The sequence below is a fragment of the Bacteroides reticulotermitis JCM 10512 genome, assembly GCF_000517545.1.
GTDB classification, from domain to species: domain Bacteria; phylum Bacteroidota; class Bacteroidia; order Bacteroidales; family Bacteroidaceae; genus Bacteroides; species Bacteroides reticulotermitis.
This window is the reverse complement of sequence record NZ_BAIV01000015.1, coordinates 26,328-44,700: the sequence shown is the minus strand read 5'-3', so window position 1 is coordinate 44,700 and position 18,373 is coordinate 26,328. Positions and strand designations below refer to the sequence as shown.

Sequence of the window (18,373 nt, the reverse complement as noted above, 5' to 3'; positions counted from 1 at the left end):
CTTTTTTTTCGGGCGTAAGTTTTTATGTTATTTAGCATAGGAGTGCACTTTTTTCCCTACTTTTGCAAGATTAAAGTATATTTTTTATGCAATCATCAAATACCGAATTAATCCTAATCAGAATTACCGGCGAAGATCGTCCGGGATTGACTTCTTCCGCCACAGAGATCTTGGCTAAATACGATGCCACGATCCTCGATATCGGGCAAGCAGATATACACAACACGCTTTCTTTAGGAATATTGTGTCGAAGCGAAGAAAGATACTCCGGATTTATCATGAAAGAATTATTATTCAAAGCTTCTTCGCTTGGAGTCACAATCCGATTCGAACCTATTACTACTGAAGAATATGAGAATTGGGTCAACATGCAAGGAAAGAATCGGTATATATTGACCGTATTGGGACGCAAGCTCTCTGCCCGACAAATATCTGCTGCAACCCGCGTACTTGCCGATCAAGGCCTAAATATTGATGCTATCAAACGTCTGACAGGGCGCATTCCACTTGACGAGTGTGAGGCACGTACACGTGCTTGTATTGAGTTCTCGGTCCGCGGTACCCCCAAAGACCGAATAGCCATGCAAGAGAAGCTTATGAAATTAGCTAACGAACTGGATGTGGACTTCTCTTTCCAGCAAGATAATATGTATCGGCGCATGCGGCGGCTTATTTGCTTTGACATGGATTCAACGCTTATTGAAACAGAAGTCATTGATGAGTTGGCTATGCGTTTCGGCGTTGGTGACCAAGTAAAGGCCATTACTGAACGGGCCATGCGAGGTGAGATTGATTTTACCGAAAGCTTTCGTCAGCGAGTTTCCTTATTGAAAGGACTGGATGCATCTGTTATGCAGGAAATAGCTGAAAACCTTCCGATCACTGAAGGAGTCGATCGATTGATGTATGTATTGAAAAAATATGGATACAAGATAGCAATCCTATCGGGAGGCTTCACCTACTTTGGACAATATCTACAAAATAAATATGGCATTGACTACGTATACGCCAATGAATTAGAAATTATTGATGGGAAACTGACAGGTCGCTACCTAGGTGACGTAGTAGATGGCAAACGAAAAGCCGAGTTACTTCGCCTCATAGCCCAAGTAGAAAAGGTAGACATCGCACAGACAATCGCTGTCGGAGATGGAGCCAATGATCTACCTATGTTAGGCATTGCCGGATTAGGTATAGCGTTCCATGCAAAACCCAAAGTAATAGCGAATGCCAAACAGTCAATCAACACAATTGGGCTGGATGGTGTCCTTTACTTCCTGGGTTTCAAAGATTCTTACTTGAATATGTAATTTTGATTAAAAAAATAGTTTACCTTTGCCAAATAATAAAAAGTAACGATGAAGTTTTCCGAACTACAATTAAACGCAAATGTGCTTGAGGCACTGGATGCGATGCGATTTGATGAATGTACGCCTATACAAGAACAAGCTATTCCAATTATCCTTGAAGGTAAAGACTTAATAGCGGTTGCGCAAACCGGAACTGGTAAAACAGCGGCATTTCTGCTGCCGGTGCTTGACAAACTATCCGAAGGTGGGCATCCTGAAGATGCGATCAATTGCATTATCATGTCCCCTACCCGCGAGTTAGCACAGCAGATCGACCAACAAATGGAAGGATTCTCCTATTTCATGCCTGTCTCTAGCGTTGCAGTGTACGGAGGAAATGACGGATCTCTTTTTGAACAACAGAAAAGAGGACTCACCTTAGGGGCTGATGTTGTAATAGCGACACCGGGCCGATTGATCGCTCACATTAACCTTGGCTATGTAAACTTGTCTAAAGTCTCTTACTTCATCTTAGATGAAGCAGACCGTATGCTTGATATGGGATTCTATGAAGACATTATGCAGATTGCGAAGTATTTGCCTAAAGAACGGCAAACTATTATGTTTTCCGCCACTATGCCTGCCAAAATACAACAATTGGCGAATACAATCTTACGTGATCCATCTGAAATCAAACTATCGGTATCAAAGCCTGCTGAGAAGATAATACAAGCAGCTTATGTGTGCTACGAAAATCAAAAATTAGGAATCATACGTGCCTTGTTTGAGGACAATGTACCTGAACGGGTTATAATTTTTGCTTCTTCCAAAATTAAAGTAAAAGAGGTCGCTAAAGCGCTGAAACTAATGAAGCTGAATGTAGGTGAAATGCATTCCGACCTGGAACAAGCACAGCGCGAAGAGGCTATGTATGAGTTTAAATCCGGCCGAATCAATATCCTGGTAGCTACAGACATTGTAGCACGTGGTATAGACATTGATGACATCCGATTAGTTATCAACTTTGATGTTCCCCACGACAGCGAAGATTATGTGCACCGCATTGGCCGTACAGCACGTGCTAACAGTGATGGGGTCGCTATTACGTTTGTCAGCGAGAAAGAACAAGGTAGCTTCAAGAGTATTGAGTCATTTCTGGAAAAAGAAATTTATAAAATTCCAATTCCAGAAGCACTAGGCAGTGCTCCTGAGTATAACAGTAAATTGGGAAGAGGAGCAGGAAAATACAGAGGAAATAAATTCCACAAGCGGAATAATAAAGGCAATAACCATCCTTCTCCAAAAAGATAATTCGTCTTTATTTCACCGGACTAATGACAAGTTTACCATCAAATCCAACAGTTAGGTTAGCTATACTGTAGACCGAACTCTCCGGAATGGATAATATCGCCTGATACAGAAAACCATTCCGGGATACTTTAATAAACTTCACGTCAGAAAGAATAGTCTGTTCTAAAAAATCAGCCGGTACTACTTCGCTAAACATCTGTTTGGCTATATCACTACCAAACAGACTCTTTTTTCCTTCGTACACGCAGATATGCATTACGTTATCGTAGTATACATTCTCCAAGCTTATTCCATCCTCCGAATACGTTGTTTTCACTACTTTCATTTTCGTTGGATTGATATATACATAAGCGCGATAACGCACACCATTATAAGTAACGATGCTATCACGCTTAGTAACTTCAGTATAGGCTGGAATTACGTGAAGAGTTTTGCCTGTAAAAGCCACCGAGTCATTTAAGTCTTCAGACTTATGCAATTTGATTAAATTATCTTCAAAAGCATGAAACCAGAAGATGTGCTCTCCTTGCTTATCTATCTTGTAATAGACTGTATCGTTGCCATAGGTGTAAAGCGTGTCACGTATGACTTTAAAAGCCATGGGAACGCTTTGGGGTTCTGCATAATAAATAGTATCACCCTTGACGCGCATTAGGGGACTTTCGGTTTCATCATCCACCCAAATACCCTGCAAAAGTTCTTTCGCCTTTAAATCCTCGCTCGATTGAGCCGGATGTTGGCTTTTGGTATTATTGCACGCAAAGAGCAAGACCGCCATAAACGATATCGCTACATACTTTATCATCATTCTAAAATTAAATATATAAAAGTACTCCTTCTATATGGTTATTTGCCAATGCAAGAGTATACAAATCCCAACTCTTCCATCTCTTTCTTTTCGTAGATATTGCGTCCATCCAAAACAATACGCTTCGCCATCGCTTTCTTAATGACGGCCCATGAAGGCAACCGGAATTCTTTCCATTCGGTTATCAACATTAACGTATCTGCATCCAATACTGCATCATACATATCGGTTGCATAATAAACGACATCTCCTATTCGACGTTTGCATTCACTCATTGCCGCAGGATCATAAACACGTACCTGACAGCCGGCATTTAGTAGTTTATCAATCAGAACCAAAGCGGGTGCTTCACGCATATCATCTGTTTCAGGCTTAAAAGAAAGTCCCCACAAAGTAATAGTCTTACCTTTTAAATCTCCTTGAAATTGCTTTTGAAGTTTTTCAAACAAAGCACTTTTCTGCAACTCATTAACTTCTTCCACTGCCTTAAGAACACGCATTTCATAGCCATTCTGCTCGGCTGTTTTGATTAGCGCCTTAACGTCTTTGGGAAAACAAGAACCACCATATCCGATGCCCGGATAAAGAAATTTACGTCCTATACGAGTATCAGATCCAATGCCACTACGCACCATATTCACATCTGCACCCACTATTTCGCAAAGATTCGCAATATCGTTCATAAAACTAATGCGTGTAGCCAACATGGAGTTGGCCGCATACTTAGTCATTTCCGCTGAAGGTATATCCATAAAGATAACTCGGAAGTTATTCAGCAAAAACGGTTTATAAAGCTTAGTCATCAGCTTTTCGGCACGCTCAGACTCGACACCCACCACCACACGGTCGGGACTCATAAAATCGCTGATAGCATTACCCTCTTTCAAGAATTCGGGATTAGAAGCTACATCGAATTTAATTTGTACACCACGCTTATCCAGTTCCTCTTGAATCACAGCACGAACCTTGCGGGCTGTTCCTACAGGAACTGTACTTTTCGTAACAATTAATTTATATTGATTCATGTGACGGCCAATCGTACGTGCTACTGCAAGTACATAACTCAAGTCAGCGCTACCGTCTTCATCAGGAGGTGTTCCTACCGCACTAAAGATCACTTCAACCTCATCCAAACAGCTTTCGAGTGAAGTAGTAAACTTCAACCGCTTCGCCTTGGTATTACGAAGAACCATCTCTTCCAATCCATTCTCATAAATTGGAATTACTCCTTTTTTCAGTGATTCTATTTTTTCGCTATTTGTATCCACACACGTCACGCTTACACCGATCTCCGCGAAGCAAGTTCCCGTTACAAGACCTACATAACCCGTTCCTACAATTGCAATCTTCATATCAATAATTTACTAGAATTTCACTTAAAATATACAGCATTCTCAAAAGTACTCCCCTGCTTGTCCTTAGCAGACAAAAGCATTTGTGACTCAGCTAGAGGCCATTCAATACCTAAGGTGCGATCACAATACAATATAGAAGCTTCTGCCTGAGGCGCATATACATTATCTACTTTATAAGTAAAAATAGCTTCCTCACTTAAGACGGCAAAGCATGAGCAAAGCCACGGGGAATAAAAAACTGTCTTTTATTCGCCTCGCTCAATAAAACACTCACATATTTGCCAAATGTTGGCGAAGATTGACGAAGGTCAACAGCTACATCCAAAACTTCTCCTTGGATAACACGGACTAACTTTGCCTGACTGTGTTCTCCTTGCTGATAATGTAAGCCGCGAAGTACTCCAAAAGCTGATTTCGACTCATTATCCTGTACGAAATTTACAGGACCAATGTTGGCTTCAAACTCCTCTTTTTTGAAAGATTCCATAAAATATCCGCGTTCATCAAGGAACACTTTCGGTTCAATTAGCCAAACTCCTTCTATTTCAGTCTGTATATAGTTCATCTTCTGTTAATGATAAAATAAAACGTTGCAAAAGTAGTGCTTTTTTCTAAGTTTCTTGGGATATATTCAATTAATCTGCTAATTTTGCACACATGATTGAATTAGCACAGCATATAGAAGCATTATTATTGGAAAATGATTGCGTAATCATTCCTAACTTCGGTGGATTTGTAGCGCATTATTCTCCTGCCACACGGGTAGAGGAAGAAAATCTTTTTCTACCACCCATGCGCACCATCGGCTTTAACCCTCAGCTTAAACTGAACGATGGCGTATTGGTACAATCTTATATGACCGTGCATGATACTAATTTCTCGGATGCAACTCGTTTAATTGAGAACCAAGTGAACGAACTGATCGCCCAACTTCATGAAGAAGGAAAAATCTCTTTGGAGAACATAGGCGAAGTACGATACAACATCCATGGAGTTTATGAATTCAGCCTTGCGAATTTAAAATCACATCTCCTTACTTCTACGGTTTGGACTCTTTTGAGATGAAGGAACTTTCGACTTTACTTCGTAGAGAAAAAGTTTTAGTTCCTACTGTGTTCACAGAAGAAAAGAAAACATACGATATCCGCATTAACCGCGCGTTTCTCCGGAATGCCGTAGCAATGATAGCCGCTATCGTGTTATTTTTCTCCTTCTCCACTCCCATAGAGAATACGTATACAGGACATGCGAATTACGCTCAACTGCTTCCTTCTGAATGGTTTGATCAGCTAGGAAAGCAATCTGTAGCTATGTCTGTGATTCCGACTAAAACACAGCAAGCTGTTAAAACAAACAATAAACCAACAAAGCAAATTCCTGCGGCACAGACTTCACGCCCAATAGCCGTTAGAGAAATTAAGGTATCCAAACCTATTGAGGCTCCGGTTGCTACTACTCCTGCCGTGAATACTCCTACTGCAAATAACCATCCTTTTCATATTATCATAGCCGGAGGCATCTCGAAGAAAGTAGCTGAATCTGTGGCATCGCAAATGAAAGAGAAAGGATTTACGGATGCGCAGGTATTGAATACCGATGGGAAGATACGTGTCAGCATACTGTCATTTAGCAATCGCGAAGAAGCAACTAAACGCATGCTGGAATTGAGAAAAAATGAAGCCTACCAAGATGTATGGCTTTTAGCAAAATAAAAACGTCTGAAAAAAAAGCATGAAACGAGTTCTTTGTCCAAAATGTGAGAATTATCTTCTTTTCGATGAAACCAAATACAGCGAAGGTCAATCACTGGTTTTTATCTGTGAACATTGCAGCAAACAGTTCAGCATTCGGCTGGGTAAAAGCAAAGTAAAAGCAGTTCGCAAAGATGAAAATCTAGAAGAAGCAGCAGAAAACCATAAAGAAGAATATGGCTATCTTACTGTGGTTGAAAACGTATTCGGATTTAAGCAAATACTCCCCTTGCAAGAAGGCGACAATGTTATTGGACGCCGTTGTGTAGGAACAAACATAAATTTGCCTATTGAGAGTGGCGACATGAGTATGGATCGTCGCCATTGTATAATCAATGTAAAGCGTGATAAGGAACAGCAAGTTATTTATACGCTGCGGGATGCTCCTAGCCTTACAGGAACCTTCTTAATGAATCATGTCCTAGGAGTCAAAGATCAGATGCTCGTTGAAGATGGAGCTATTATCACGATTGGCGCCACCACCCTTATCTTACATACAGCCGACGAGCAATAAAACATTTATATACCAGCTATCAGATGGTAATCTATAGCAGTGTAATTTGATAAATAGAAAAAGCCGCCTCCTAATTACAGGGCGCGGCTTTTTTAATACAGTAAATATCGTATCTTATAGAATACCTTTTACGGTTTCCATCATACCCTTTTCTTGAATTGAATCCAAGTTCGCTTTCACTGCTTTAGCCAATCCAGGTATCTGATTTAAATCTTCACCCCAAATAAAGTCAGCAGCTAATACACCTTCAGTTACTTTGGCTGTATCACCAGTTGCCCACAGTTCTTTCAACAGGTTCATAATCTCAGCGGAGTCATTCGGAACGATCTCAGCACCATCAGCACGCACACCACCCTTGTAGTAAGTAATGATAGCAGCCAAACCTAGCACTAAGCCTTTAGGAAGCTCACCTTTACGTTCCAAGTAAGTTTTCAAACCAGGAAGATCACGAGTTTCGAATTTCGGGAAAGAGTTTAGCATAATGCTTGTTACAGCATGATCTACAAACGGATTGTTGAAGCGTTCGAGTACATCCTGAGCAAACTTAGTTAATTCATCTTTCGGCAGATTCAAAGTCTCCATCAATTCGTCAAACATCACCTTGTGAATGTATTTGCCAATCACTTCATGTTGACAAGCTTCCCGAACAATGTTCAAACCAGCTAAATAAGCTACCGGAGAAAGTACCGTGTGAGGACCATTCAGCAAAGTAACCTTGCGTTCATGATAAGGAGCTTCTGACGGTACAAACAATACATTCAAGCCAGCTTTATCTGCCGGGAATTCTTTGGCAATTTCCTGAGGAGCTTCAATAACCCACAAGTGGAAGATTTCAGCCTGTACTACCAAGTTGTCATCATACTGCAACTTCTCTTTAATCGCATCAATATCTTTGCGAGGGAATCCCGGTACAATACGGTCTACCAAAGTAGCATAAACGCCACAAGCTTCTTCAAACCATGTTTTAAACTCATTACCTAAATTCCAAAGATCGATGTATTGATAGATCGTTTCTTTCAATTTATGACCATTCAGGAAGATCAGTTCACAAGGGAATATAATCAAACCCTTTGTTTTGTCTCCATTGAATGTTTTAAAACGATGATACAATAGCTGAGTCAGTTTGCCCGGGTAAGAAGAAGCCGGTGCATCATCTAATTTACATGACGGATCAAAAGCAATACCTGCTTCGGTTGTGTTCGAAATAACAAAACGCATCTCCGGTTGTTCGGCCAACTTCATGAACTCATCGTTTTGAGTATATGGGTTTAAAGCACGACTGATCACGTCAATCATAGTCAGACTATTCACAACTTCACCTTTATCCAATCCTTGAAGATTTACATGGAATAGATCGTCTTGTGCATTCAGCATGTCTACCATTCCTTTATCAATAGGTTGAACCACTACTACGTTGCTGTTAAAATCAGTTTTTTGGTTCATGTTGTGAATAATCCAATCGACAAATGCGCGTAAAAAGTTTCCTTCACCAAATTGGATAATGCGCTCCGGGCGTTGAGTCTTGGGAGCATTTTCTTTGTTTAATGCTTTCATGTTAGTTGTAAAATTATAAAATTGGTATTATACAAATTCAAAATAAAAATCTATATTCTCTTTAATTAATACATCAATCGGCATGTACTTTACAGCGTCTACCGGCTTTTTAAAAACGACGTGATCACACAACACTGTAACACCACAATACCCCTGCAATTCCGGACGTTGCCCGATCAGATAATGTACATGCTCGGTCTTCAGTAGTTCGACGTTAGCTTTCAGAAGGTCATATCCGATCAAACCTTTCATCGCAATGCCGGCATGACGCAAATAGTCACCTAACTGATAGACGTGTGAGTTAAATACAACACCAAGTACTGCTCTATGATGATTGCGAAAGAAATTATCCAGTGTCAATCGATTACTGGCCTGATTCTCCTTATTCAGCACAACTTCATGAACAGTCAACCCCTCGTTGTTCTCCGCAATGTATTTCATAAATCCATCCAAGCGGCGATTCATCTGTATTTCCGCGGGATTATCTTTACTATTACTCAGGAACACAACCAATTCTTCAGCTTCATCTGCCGAATAGTTCTGCATGAGTAACTTAGCTGCTATATAACCGCTACGATATGAATCTTGTCCGATATAAGCCAGTGCCTCCTGTATCTTCAATATTAAAGTCTACAAAAGCATAGGTCACATTGTGTTTCTTAAGATGAGCGATCAGTTTCAAAGTCTCATCTTTAAAGTTCGGCGCAATTAAAACTGCATCCACATTGCTTTCTTCAATACTTTGACAAGCTTTTTGGTAACTATCTCTATCTCCGTGACTATAAAAAGAGTATTCTACATTCACATTAAATGGTCGTAATTCCTGACGCGCACGTTCAATTCCCACAACCACGGAATGCCAATAATCATACTCAACATAGTAGGGTAATAAGCAAACGAAAGAATACTTTTTCTTTGCCGCTAATCCTATGGCAAAAACATTGGGCTGATAATGTATTTCATCCAACACTTTTTGCACCTTCTCTTTACTTTTTAAAGAGACATCACCACGGTTGTGCAGGACCCTATCGACAGTGCCGGCAGACACTCCGGCCATACGAGCAATGTCTTTGATAGTATAGTTCTGATCCTCCATAGTGGCAATACTTAAATATTATAAATTAATCGCTGCAAATATACGAATTCTTTTGTTACTCCAAGTAATTTTTCTACTTTTGTGTTCGATAACGGTTAATAAAACTAAAAGTTATTTTACACCTACTATATTTAGAATCAACCATATATAACATTAATATAGAAAGTAATATTTCTATATACTTAAAACACAGAAATAATGAAAAACTTCATGGATGAAAACTTTCTGTTGCAAACAGAAACCGCGCAGAAGCTATATCATGAGCATGCGGCCAAGATGCCAATTATTGACTATCACTGTCATTTAATTCCGCAAATGGTAGCCGATGACTACAAGTTTAAATCCCTCACAGAAATTTGGCTGGGAGGCGATCATTACAAATGGCGGGCTATGCGTACGAACGGAGTCGACGAACGCTTCTGCACAGGAACTGATACAACAGATTGGGAGAAGTTTGAAAAGTGGGCCGAAACAGTGCCATACACTTTCCGCAACCCCTTATACCATTGGACTCATTTAGAGTTAAAAACAGCTTTTGGAATTGATAAGATATTGAATCCGAAAACAGCACGGGAAATCTATGACGAGTGTAACGAGAAACTTGCACAAGCTGAATATTCCGCTCGAGGCATGATGCGTCGTTACCATGTAGAGGTAGTATGTACAACAGACGATCCGATCGATTCTCTGGAATATCATATCAAAACTCGTGAAAGCGGATTTGAGATCAAGATGCTTCCAACCTGGCGTCCGGACAAAGCGATGGCAGTAGAGGTTTCTGCTGATTTCCGCGCTTATGTTGAGAAGTTGTCTTCGGTAAGCGGTGTTACCATATCTACTTTTGAGGATATGATTGCAGCATTGCGCAAACGTCACGACTTCTTCGCAGAACAAGGTTGTCGTTTGTCCGATCACGGTATTGAAGAGTTCTATGCAGAAGACTATACAGATGCTGAAATAAAAGCTATCTTCAATAAAGTATATGGTGGCAAGGAGTTGACTAAAGAAGAAGTTCTGAAATTCAAATCAGCCATGCTTGTTGTATTCGGAGAAATGGATTGGGAAAAAGGATGGACTCAACAATTCCACTACGGAGCTATTCGTAACAACAATAGCAAAATGTTCAAACTGCTAGGAGCTGACACAGGCTTCGATTCAATCGGTGAGTTTACAACAGCAAAAGCTATGGCTAAATTCCTGGATCGTTTAAATACCTCCGGTAAGTTAACTAAAACCATTTTATATAATCTGAATCCTTGTGCCAATGAAGTTATCGCTACGATGTTGGGTAACTTCCAAGATGGCTCAACTCCAGGCAAGATCCAATTCGGTTCAGGCTGGTGGTTCCTCGATCAGAAAGATGGTATGGAAAAACAAATGAATGCACTGTCTGTACTTGGCCTATTGAGCCGCTTCGTAGGTATGTTGACAGATTCACGTTCATTCCTCTCCTATCCTCGTCATGAATACTTCCGCCGTACATTGTGTAACCTTGTTGGCCGTGATGTAGAAAACGGAGAAATCCCAGCTTCTGAAATAGAGCGCGTAAATCAAATGATTGAAGATATCAGCTACAATAATGCTAAGAATTTCTTTAAGTTCTAATATATAGCTGAATCCCGATATTAAAAAAGGAAGGAAACATAGTACGTTTCCTTCCTTTTTTTGTTATAAATCCAAGAGCTTAAAATAGAGGGATGCACCCTATGGATAAACTTAACTATGCAGAAAAGCGATTAAACCGGTTTGATAGGAAGTTGAAGATAGGAAGGACGTAATCCGCCAGTGTGAATAATATGCTTCCCCTTATTTTCCGGAATATACGCCGGTGTCCCCGGCATGATAGCCCCCAGATCGTTCTTAGAGCTTATAACCAAGCGTAACTGTTCGCCGGGGTAAAAAGCCATACCGATTGGAAAGAGATCGATTTCTATTTCCACGACTTCACCCAATTGCAGTTTTTCTACCCGATCAAAACTATGTGCCGGGATAATATCAGTTGAAAGCTCCTTATCCAAATGACGGGCAGAAACACGTAGCCGTCCGTTAGAGCCCTTATATCTCAGCACAGACCCGCCTCGTTCTGTAAGATCCTGAATCATAGCACCTTGATTGGGTATAATAAATTGTTGTAAATGATTGCCATGTACATCCAGCTTCTGTATAAGAATAAACAGATCCATGTCATCTGCACCATCAGCTTCTACCCAAAGATGTACTTTAGGATAACCTACCATAACAGTTTCTTTATCGAAACGAACGATAAAAGAGGCCATTCCCGGGTCTGTTTTGGTATCATAGATGGTTTTCGCTTCAAATGTGACGGCTTCTGTAGTCAAAGAGCGTGTTCTACCATCTAGATAATATTTTTCATAGACAACATCTTCCGGTGGAAACGTAGCAGCCGGTTGATTAAGAAGATCACCTCCTTCCATATCGAGCACAGAATAACGTACACGAGGTGTCTTCTCCCAACCATTCTCCTCTCCCTTTAAATAATGATCGAAGAAAAGACGACGATCTTCGGTATTAGCATTATCATAATAATCGGGCCATTCCTGGGAATTATGTATGCGCAGCCACTTATCTTCCGAAGCCATTTTCCGCCAAGCACGGAACGTACCCTGCGTATGTAACGTATTAGAATAGCTGGCAACTACATATGCCGGTACAGTAATCTTGTCGAATTGCGCTATTTTATCTTGCCAGACCGGATTGTCAGCCATCGGATAGCGACGAGCTTCTTCATAAACGTCTTCCCGTAGAACCTGTTTCGCATTGACATGATTCACCTGCAAACGTTTTGCGAAGAAAAGATCTGGCATACCACCACGTAAAGAAAGGTCTCGATAAGCATCGCTCAAACCCTCGTTCGGATTGATAGCTGCCAAATGCGGAGGTTGTTCGGCGGCAATAAACCATTGCGAAAACGCCAGATAAGATGTGCCGCTCATACCAACTTTACCATTGCACCAATCCTGTACAGCGAGCCATTCAATCAGGTCATAACAATCGCGCCCTTCCTGAGTCCCAATCATTGCTATATTACCTTCGGAATGGGCTACACCCCGTGCATCAGGGTTGCAAATAGCATAACCTTGCGCACACCAATATGCGGGATCAGGCCCTTCAAATTTCGCCAATCCGGAAAGCATGCTATTATCCATACCAAGCATATTAAAGAGATTGGTTGTTCGAGGAGCGGTTCCTCCACTCTTACCATAAGGGCTCCATGCAATAATAACAGGAACTTTCTCTGTACCCGTAGGACGAAATACATCAGTGTAGATCGTCACACCGTCACGCATAGTGACTGCAACATCCTTTTCAAATACAATATCGACGGGCAACGCACGAAATTTAGGGTCAACCTGATAACCTACCGGTAACACGTTAGTTCCCGGTTCGAATTTACTTAAAAGTCCGTGCTCAATGCCATTGTCAACGTAAGCGTAAGAAGGTTCAAAAACCTGCATCTTTTTCAATTTTTCCATAATCTATATCTTTACTTATTGTGATTTTTCTCTATCATTTTTGTTTGCTAGCAAAAGCGAATAAACATCGATTAATCAATAAGACAAAGATATGGCGACTTTAACCTGAAAGGCTAAAGTATTCAAACCAAGAAGTATAAATTTCAAACCTAACGAGTCCGATAGAACTTAGGTGTATTACCAGTTGCCTTTTTAAAGAAGCTGCTGAAGTAATTCGGATACTCAAATCCCAAAGCGTAAGCTATATCAGACACACTCCAATCCGTGTATTGAAGCAGAGATTTAGCTTCGGCAATAATGCGCTCAGTTATATGAGCCGTAGTCGATTTCCCTGTTATTTCCTTTACAGCACGATTCAGCGTGTTTACATGAATAGAAAGGTGGGTTGCGTAATCTTGTGCATTTTTCAGCAGTAAAGCTTCATTCAGATTTTCTAGTGGGAATTGCCTCTCAAGCATTTCCATAAAATGAGTAGTTATTCGGAGTGAAGCATTGTTGTATTGCATGAAATGATCGGTCGGACGCATTTGCAACGCTTCATGAACGATTAATTGGATGTAATTACGCATTAAGTCGTCTTTATACAGATAGTCCGTCGCCTCATGCTCAATCATTGTATCAAAAATATTCGTAATCCTGGATTGCTGCTGCGCATCAAGTTTGAAAGCTGGCATTGCTCCCACGTTAAACAAAGGCGACTGCTGAAGGCTTTCCAAACGCATAATGGGGAGGACAAAACTTTCTGTAAAGACACAACTATATCCAGACTGCTTTTCAGATACAATCTCCGTGGAGTATGGCACTTTGGAATTGAGCAGCAGCAGGTATACACCGTCGAGGTGGATAGTACGGTCATCATAATGTACCCTACTTTCACCAATACTGAGTACAATTAAATAATAGTGCCGACGTCCAAATGCGGTTGGCCCGCTTTGAGGCACTCTATTTCGGCTCACTTTAAAACCTCTCAGGTTTAAGATAGCATTTATTAGTGTAAGATCAGGGTATTCAACAGGTACTTCCATAGGTGTGTAAAAGTACAAAAAACAAACAATAAAAAAAAGCATCTACATTGCTGTAAACACTTTATTTTCTTTGTACACCCTCAGGGATTCGAACCCTGGACCCACTGATTAAGAGTCAGTTGCTCTACCAACTGAGCTAAGAGTGCAACATGTATTAATTTTGCAAACCAGAAGTACACCCTCAGGGATTCGAACCCTGGACCCACTGATTAAGAGTCAGTTGCTCTACCAACTGAGCTAAGAGTGCGTATTTCCTTATTTGCGGTTGCAAAAGTATGTGTTTTATTTTATTTAGCCAAACAAAACAACAGCTTTTTTGCTATATATTTTTATCGTTATTCAAACACATAAAGTTCAGAAGGTGTATTTCGCTTTAAAGCAAGTAGTTGCACATCTTTACCTACGAGAACTCCTTTACTCCTCAATTTCCACTCCACTGTTTTATAAGCAAGCTCCGGATGATTATTATCCTTACTCAAATGGCATAACCAAATATAATGCAGATGCTCGGTTATGTTGTCAGCCAAGAAATCGGCTGTATCCGAATTACTCATGTGACCAATACTACTCGAGATACGCTCCTTTAGATATTTAGGATAAGAGCCCATCTTAAGCATCTCTTCATCATAGTTAGCCTCCAGAATCAAATAATTGGCCTTTCGAATATATCGGGCAGCCGTAGGCGTAATCTCCCCTAAGTCGGTCAGAAAAGAAAATACCTTGCCATCAATCTCCACACAATATCCTACATTATCTGTGCCATCATGCGGAACTTCAAATGACTCAATGCGAAAATCCTCCAGCATCATAGGTTCTTCCTTCTCAAGATAACGAACAGATGAACTCAACTTCTCTGTCATGCAATAGCTGCGATTAATCCCTTCGTGAATGCGGGCAGTTGTATAAACCGGAATATTCATCTTTTCTCCCAGATGTCCCACCGCTTTAATGTGATCGGCATGGTCGTGAGTTACGAATACGGCCCGTATGCTATCCAATGAAATATTGATATCCCGCAAAGCCTTTCTAATCGTGCGAATGCCAATTCCCGCATCTATCAACAGACCATAAGTTTCGGTACCCAGATAATAACAGTTACCACTACTGCCACTAGCCAAGCTTATAAATTTTATTTTCATTTTTAGTCTTCGTTTTAAAAACACAAAATGCCGTCAACTTTTACGGCAAAGTGACGGCAAATATACGTAAAAAAGAAGATAATAATCTAGTAGATTACTTCTTTTTGTCCATAGAAGTCGTGAATTTTGCAAATAATAGTAGAGCAATTGCGGCAATCAAACCGATACCTGCAAAATAGTACCATATATAGTGAGCATTTGCACTAGCCAACTCCCAAGCAGCACGTGTTTCAAACAACACCGGATCCGGACAGTACTTAGTTAGCAAAACACCCGCGAGTCCAAATCCCAGAATAGATGACAAGAAAGAATGCAAATGGCTAAATCCTAAATACATACCTTCTTCCCCCTTAGGAGCTTGTAATGAAAAATACTCCAAATAGCGTGGAGAAATAAAACATTCGGCCAATGCTTGCACTACAATACCAGCCACCATCATTAAGGTGATATTACTCATACCGGATATTATATCATTGCCGAGAAGATTACCACACGCCATAAGCAATGCAGAGAGCGGAATCAAAAACATTCCTATGTTCATAGAGGTAATTGCACTACGTTTAGCCATTAGGCGTGTAATGAAGCTAACACAACAAACCACTACAAAGGGATTGACATTAGCTATCCATCCGGGCTTAGCCGTTTCGCCAGCCATACGAATCACATACTTAGGCATGGTAGCATACAACTGCTGTTGAACCATCCAAAAACCGGTTACAATGAGAATTAGAACCAACAGACGCCAATTGCATACAATGCGCATGAACCCCTGCCCTATTTCACGCATACTTTTTCCCTCACCGGTAGTGTGAGTCGATTTATATAATAGAATTACTGCCAAAAGAGCGATAATAGTCATCGAGGCTGAGAAGTAATTGATATAAATATACGCCTTTTCACCGATTACATTCCTCAAAGGATCGATTATCGTTTTTCCGGTAAAGGCACCAATATTTACCATCATATAGAAAATAGAGTACCCGCGTGCACGCGTTGCTTCAGTCGTTTCTTTGGCCACGGATGCAGAAATAATAGACTTGATGAATGAACCTCCCGTCATGAGAATCAATAAAATCGGTACGATAATCCATCGCGTAGAACTAGTAGGAAGCCCACTAAACTGTGTAGTTACTCCATAACTTACCAGACCTGTTGTTTCGAGCAGAGTCGGCAAAACACCCAATCCCAAATAGCCAATAGATAAGAGAGAGAAAGCAACAATCATCGATTTACGGAAACCTATTTTGTCGGCATAAGCACCAGAAAAGATGGGTAATAGATACAACCCTCCGGAAAAGAGTCCGGAAATCATACTTGCTTCAAAGTCATTAAAACCTAAAATACTAGACAGATAGATAGTAAGAACGATAAAAACAGCATAGTATGCCATACGCTCAAACAGTTCGACGGTGTTACTTACCCAAAACGCTCTGGAAAAGCCTTTGGAAGTACGCAGAGGAGAATTGTTCATGGATTTTATTCTTTATTAAAGTATTAATTCGCCGCAAAGATATGTTTTTTTGCCGTACTGTTCGTATCTTTGCCCCAAATTACGTTTATAAAAAGACATTATGGTTATAGCTGTAGACTTTGATGGAACGATAGTGGAACACCGCTATCCGCGGATTGGTGAAGAAGTACCATTTGCTGTAGAAACTCTAAAATTGTTACAACAAGATAAGCATCGATTGATCTTATGGAGTGTTCGTGAAGATGAATTGCTGCAAGAAGCTGTTGATTGGTGCAAGTCCAGAGGTTTGGAATTTTACGCTGTTAATAAAGACTATCCGGAAGAGCATAGAAGCCATCAGGGATTTTCCCGTAAACTCAAAGCAGACTTATTTATCGATGACCGCAATATTGGAGGCCTCCCGGATTGGGGACTCATTTATCAAATGGTAAAAGAGAAGAAAACATTTGGAGAGATATACAGCCAGCGAGAAGATGAAGACGTACCGAGCAAGAAAAAGAAGAAAGGCTGGTTCTCATTTTCCAGATAAAGCTGAAACATTCAGAATAAAATATTCAAGAGGTGCTATACTTGTATAAGCACCTCTTGCTGTTTCAGATGGAGTCGAGCCTATTCTTCTGGATTCGTCCCAATACTTTCATATTGCTTTCTGAACTCCCACAACTCCTCAATAGTGGGATGAAACGTCGGATTTTCCCAGTTACGAGTAATCATGGCAATCATAGATACCAGAAAATGCTTGCAATCGAGTATGACTGTACACTTATTCATCGTAAACTTACCCGTTGGATATTTCTGGCTATCCAACAAATCCTGCGCCCAATCCAGTAGTCCTTTTACGGACTCTTCATCATAAGAATGCAATTCCATACTTTTTCTTTTATTGTATTGCAAAGATAATAACAAAAACCATTGAGAAGCAATTACATGAAATTTTATTCAGAGTCTCTTTGTTTAGATTCCGAATAATATTTTTAAAACAAACACATAATTAAACAATTTCTTGCAAATGAATGTTATATAAGCATTGCGAATTAAAAACAAAAAGCTTATGATTTACCGATTTCTATTTCCCACAAAGTTCAGCCATACAGGTGCATCCGCATTCTTATTGGCCTTACGAGTTATATTCGGAGTGTTACTCATGAATCATGGTATTCAAAAATGGAGTAATTTTCAAGAGTTGTCAACCATGTTCCCGGATCCGCTAGGCATAGGAAGTTCAATATCTTTAGGGCTAGCTATATTTGGAGAACTTGTCTGTTCGATGGGATTTATTATCGGTCTCTTATATCGTTTGGCTATGATTCCTATGATCTTTACAATGGTTATTGCATTTTTTGTGATACATGCCAATGATGCATTTGCTGTTAAAGAGCTAGCTTTCGTTTACTTAGCCGTATTTGTGCTAATGTATATCGCAGGCCCTGGCAAATTCTCTGTGGATAATTTCATCGGGAGTAAACTAGAGCAAAGAAAGTAAAAATAGAATAAAACACAAAAATAGTTACGTCATCCATTTAAAAGACATTATATTTGCAAGCTATTAAGAGAACTTATTAATAA

General features: G+C 40.3%; 14 protein-coding genes, 2 tRNA genes and 3 pseudogenes. 7 read left to right on the top strand and 12 right to left on the bottom strand.

The features are described from left to right. The first annotated feature begins 86 nt into the window (after positions 1-86). Together serB and JCM10512_RS10490 are read left to right on the top strand one after the other, a co-directional pair. On the top strand, positions 87-1,310 hold the full coding sequence (serB, locus tag JCM10512_RS10495; protein ID WP_044162851.1) for a phosphoserine phosphatase SerB: 1,224 nt from the start codon (positions 87-89) through the stop codon (positions 1,308-1,310). A 48-nt stretch (positions 1,311-1,358) separates the two neighbouring features. Continuing rightward, complete coding sequence (locus tag JCM10512_RS10490) at positions 1,359-2,600, top strand: DEAD/DEAH box helicase (protein ID WP_044162850.1); 1,242 nt, start codon at positions 1,359-1,361, stop codon at positions 2,598-2,600. 7 nt (positions 2,601-2,607) lie between these two features. Here the strand turns inward: JCM10512_RS10490 and JCM10512_RS10485 are convergent, their stop codons facing one another. The 3 genes and pseudogenes from JCM10512_RS10485 to rfbC form a co-directional block, all read right to left on the bottom strand. Next, the gene (locus JCM10512_RS10485) at positions 2,608-3,405 is read right to left on the bottom strand and encodes a DUF4738 domain-containing protein (RefSeq protein ID WP_044162952.1); all 798 of its coding nucleotides are present in this window, start codon (positions 3,403-3,405) and stop codon (positions 2,608-2,610) included. Between the two features lie 41 nt (positions 3,406-3,446). After that, a complete protein-coding gene (locus JCM10512_RS10480; RefSeq protein WP_044162849.1) occupies positions 3,447-4,760 on the bottom strand; it encodes a UDP-glucose dehydrogenase family protein in 1,314 nt (437 codons plus the stop codon). Between the two features lie 101 nt (positions 4,761-4,861). Beyond that, a pseudogene (gene rfbC, locus JCM10512_RS10475) lies at positions 4,862-5,328 on the bottom strand (dTDP-4-dehydrorhamnose 3,5-epimerase); the annotation flags it as partial. Positions 5,329-5,420: 92 nt separating this feature from the next. Between rfbC and JCM10512_RS10470 the strand changes: the two are divergent. Together JCM10512_RS10470 and JCM10512_RS10465 are read left to right on the top strand one after the other, a co-directional pair. Then, positions 5,421-6,475: pseudogene (locus tag JCM10512_RS10470) on the top strand (HU domain-containing protein). A 19-nt stretch (positions 6,476-6,494) separates the two neighbouring features. Next, positions 6,495-7,028: an FHA domain-containing protein gene (locus JCM10512_RS10465; RefSeq protein ID WP_044162848.1), complete on the top strand. Its 534-nt coding sequence runs from the start codon at positions 6,495-6,497 to the stop codon at positions 7,026-7,028. Positions 7,029-7,142: 114 nt separating this feature from the next. On the opposite strand, the gene JCM10512_RS10460 is transcribed toward JCM10512_RS10465, so the two are convergent. Further along, positions 7,143-8,582, bottom strand: coding sequence for a tagaturonate reductase (locus tag JCM10512_RS10460; protein WP_044162847.1), 1,440 nt, complete (start codon positions 8,580-8,582; stop codon positions 7,143-7,145). Positions 8,583-8,609: 27 nt separating this feature from the next. Beyond that, positions 8,610-9,678: pseudogene (locus JCM10512_RS10455) on the bottom strand (LacI family DNA-binding transcriptional regulator). 198 nt (positions 9,679-9,876) lie between these two features. Between JCM10512_RS10455 and uxaC the strand changes: the two are divergent. After that, the gene (gene uxaC / locus JCM10512_RS10450; protein WP_044162846.1) at positions 9,877-11,283 is read left to right on the top strand and encodes a glucuronate isomerase; all 1,407 of its coding nucleotides are present in this window, start codon (positions 9,877-9,879) and stop codon (positions 11,281-11,283) included. A gap of 131 nt (positions 11,284-11,414) precedes the next feature. Here uxaC and JCM10512_RS10445 read toward each other — a convergent pair whose 3' ends face one another. The 6 genes from JCM10512_RS10445 to JCM10512_RS10420 all read right to left on the bottom strand — a co-directional run bounded on the left by JCM10512_RS10445 (position 11,415) and on the right by JCM10512_RS10420 (position 16,807). Further along, complete coding sequence (locus JCM10512_RS10445) at positions 11,415-13,172, bottom strand: CocE/NonD family hydrolase (protein ID WP_044162845.1); 1,758 nt, start codon at positions 13,170-13,172, stop codon at positions 11,415-11,417. 149 nt (positions 13,173-13,321) lie between these two features. Further along, a complete protein-coding gene (locus tag JCM10512_RS10440) occupies positions 13,322-14,128 on the bottom strand; it encodes a helix-turn-helix domain-containing protein (RefSeq protein ID WP_158332209.1) in 807 nt (268 codons plus the stop codon). Between the two features lie 142 nt (positions 14,129-14,270). After that, a tRNA-Lys gene (locus tag JCM10512_RS10435) sits at positions 14,271-14,343 on the bottom strand. Between the two features lie 28 nt (positions 14,344-14,371). Then, a tRNA-Lys gene (locus JCM10512_RS10430) sits at positions 14,372-14,444 on the bottom strand. Positions 14,445-14,532: 88 nt separating this feature from the next. Further along, on the bottom strand, positions 14,533-15,336 hold the full coding sequence (locus tag JCM10512_RS10425) for an MBL fold metallo-hydrolase (protein WP_044162844.1): 804 nt from the start codon (positions 15,334-15,336) through the stop codon (positions 14,533-14,535). A 94-nt stretch (positions 15,337-15,430) separates the two neighbouring features. Then, positions 15,431-16,807: a peptide MFS transporter gene (locus JCM10512_RS10420; protein WP_044162842.1), complete on the bottom strand. Its 1,377-nt coding sequence runs from the start codon at positions 16,805-16,807 to the stop codon at positions 15,431-15,433. Positions 16,808-16,907: 100 nt separating this feature from the next. Between JCM10512_RS10420 and JCM10512_RS10415 the strand changes: the two genes are divergently transcribed. Next, the gene (locus tag JCM10512_RS10415; protein ID WP_044162840.1) at positions 16,908-17,336 is read left to right on the top strand and encodes a BT0820 family HAD-type phosphatase; all 429 of its coding nucleotides are present in this window, start codon (positions 16,908-16,910) and stop codon (positions 17,334-17,336) included. An 80-nt stretch (positions 17,337-17,416) separates the two neighbouring features. On the opposite strand, the gene JCM10512_RS10410 is transcribed toward JCM10512_RS10415, so the two are convergent. Further along, positions 17,417-17,677: a DUF6965 family protein gene (locus JCM10512_RS10410; RefSeq protein ID WP_044162838.1), complete on the bottom strand. Its 261-nt coding sequence runs from the start codon at positions 17,675-17,677 to the stop codon at positions 17,417-17,419. Between the two features lie 181 nt (positions 17,678-17,858). Between JCM10512_RS10410 and JCM10512_RS10405 the strand changes: the two genes are divergently transcribed. Beyond that, on the top strand, positions 17,859-18,290 hold the full coding sequence (locus JCM10512_RS10405; protein ID WP_044162836.1) for a DoxX family protein: 432 nt from the start codon (positions 17,859-17,861) through the stop codon (positions 18,288-18,290). Positions 18,291-18,373: the final 83 nt, after the last annotated feature.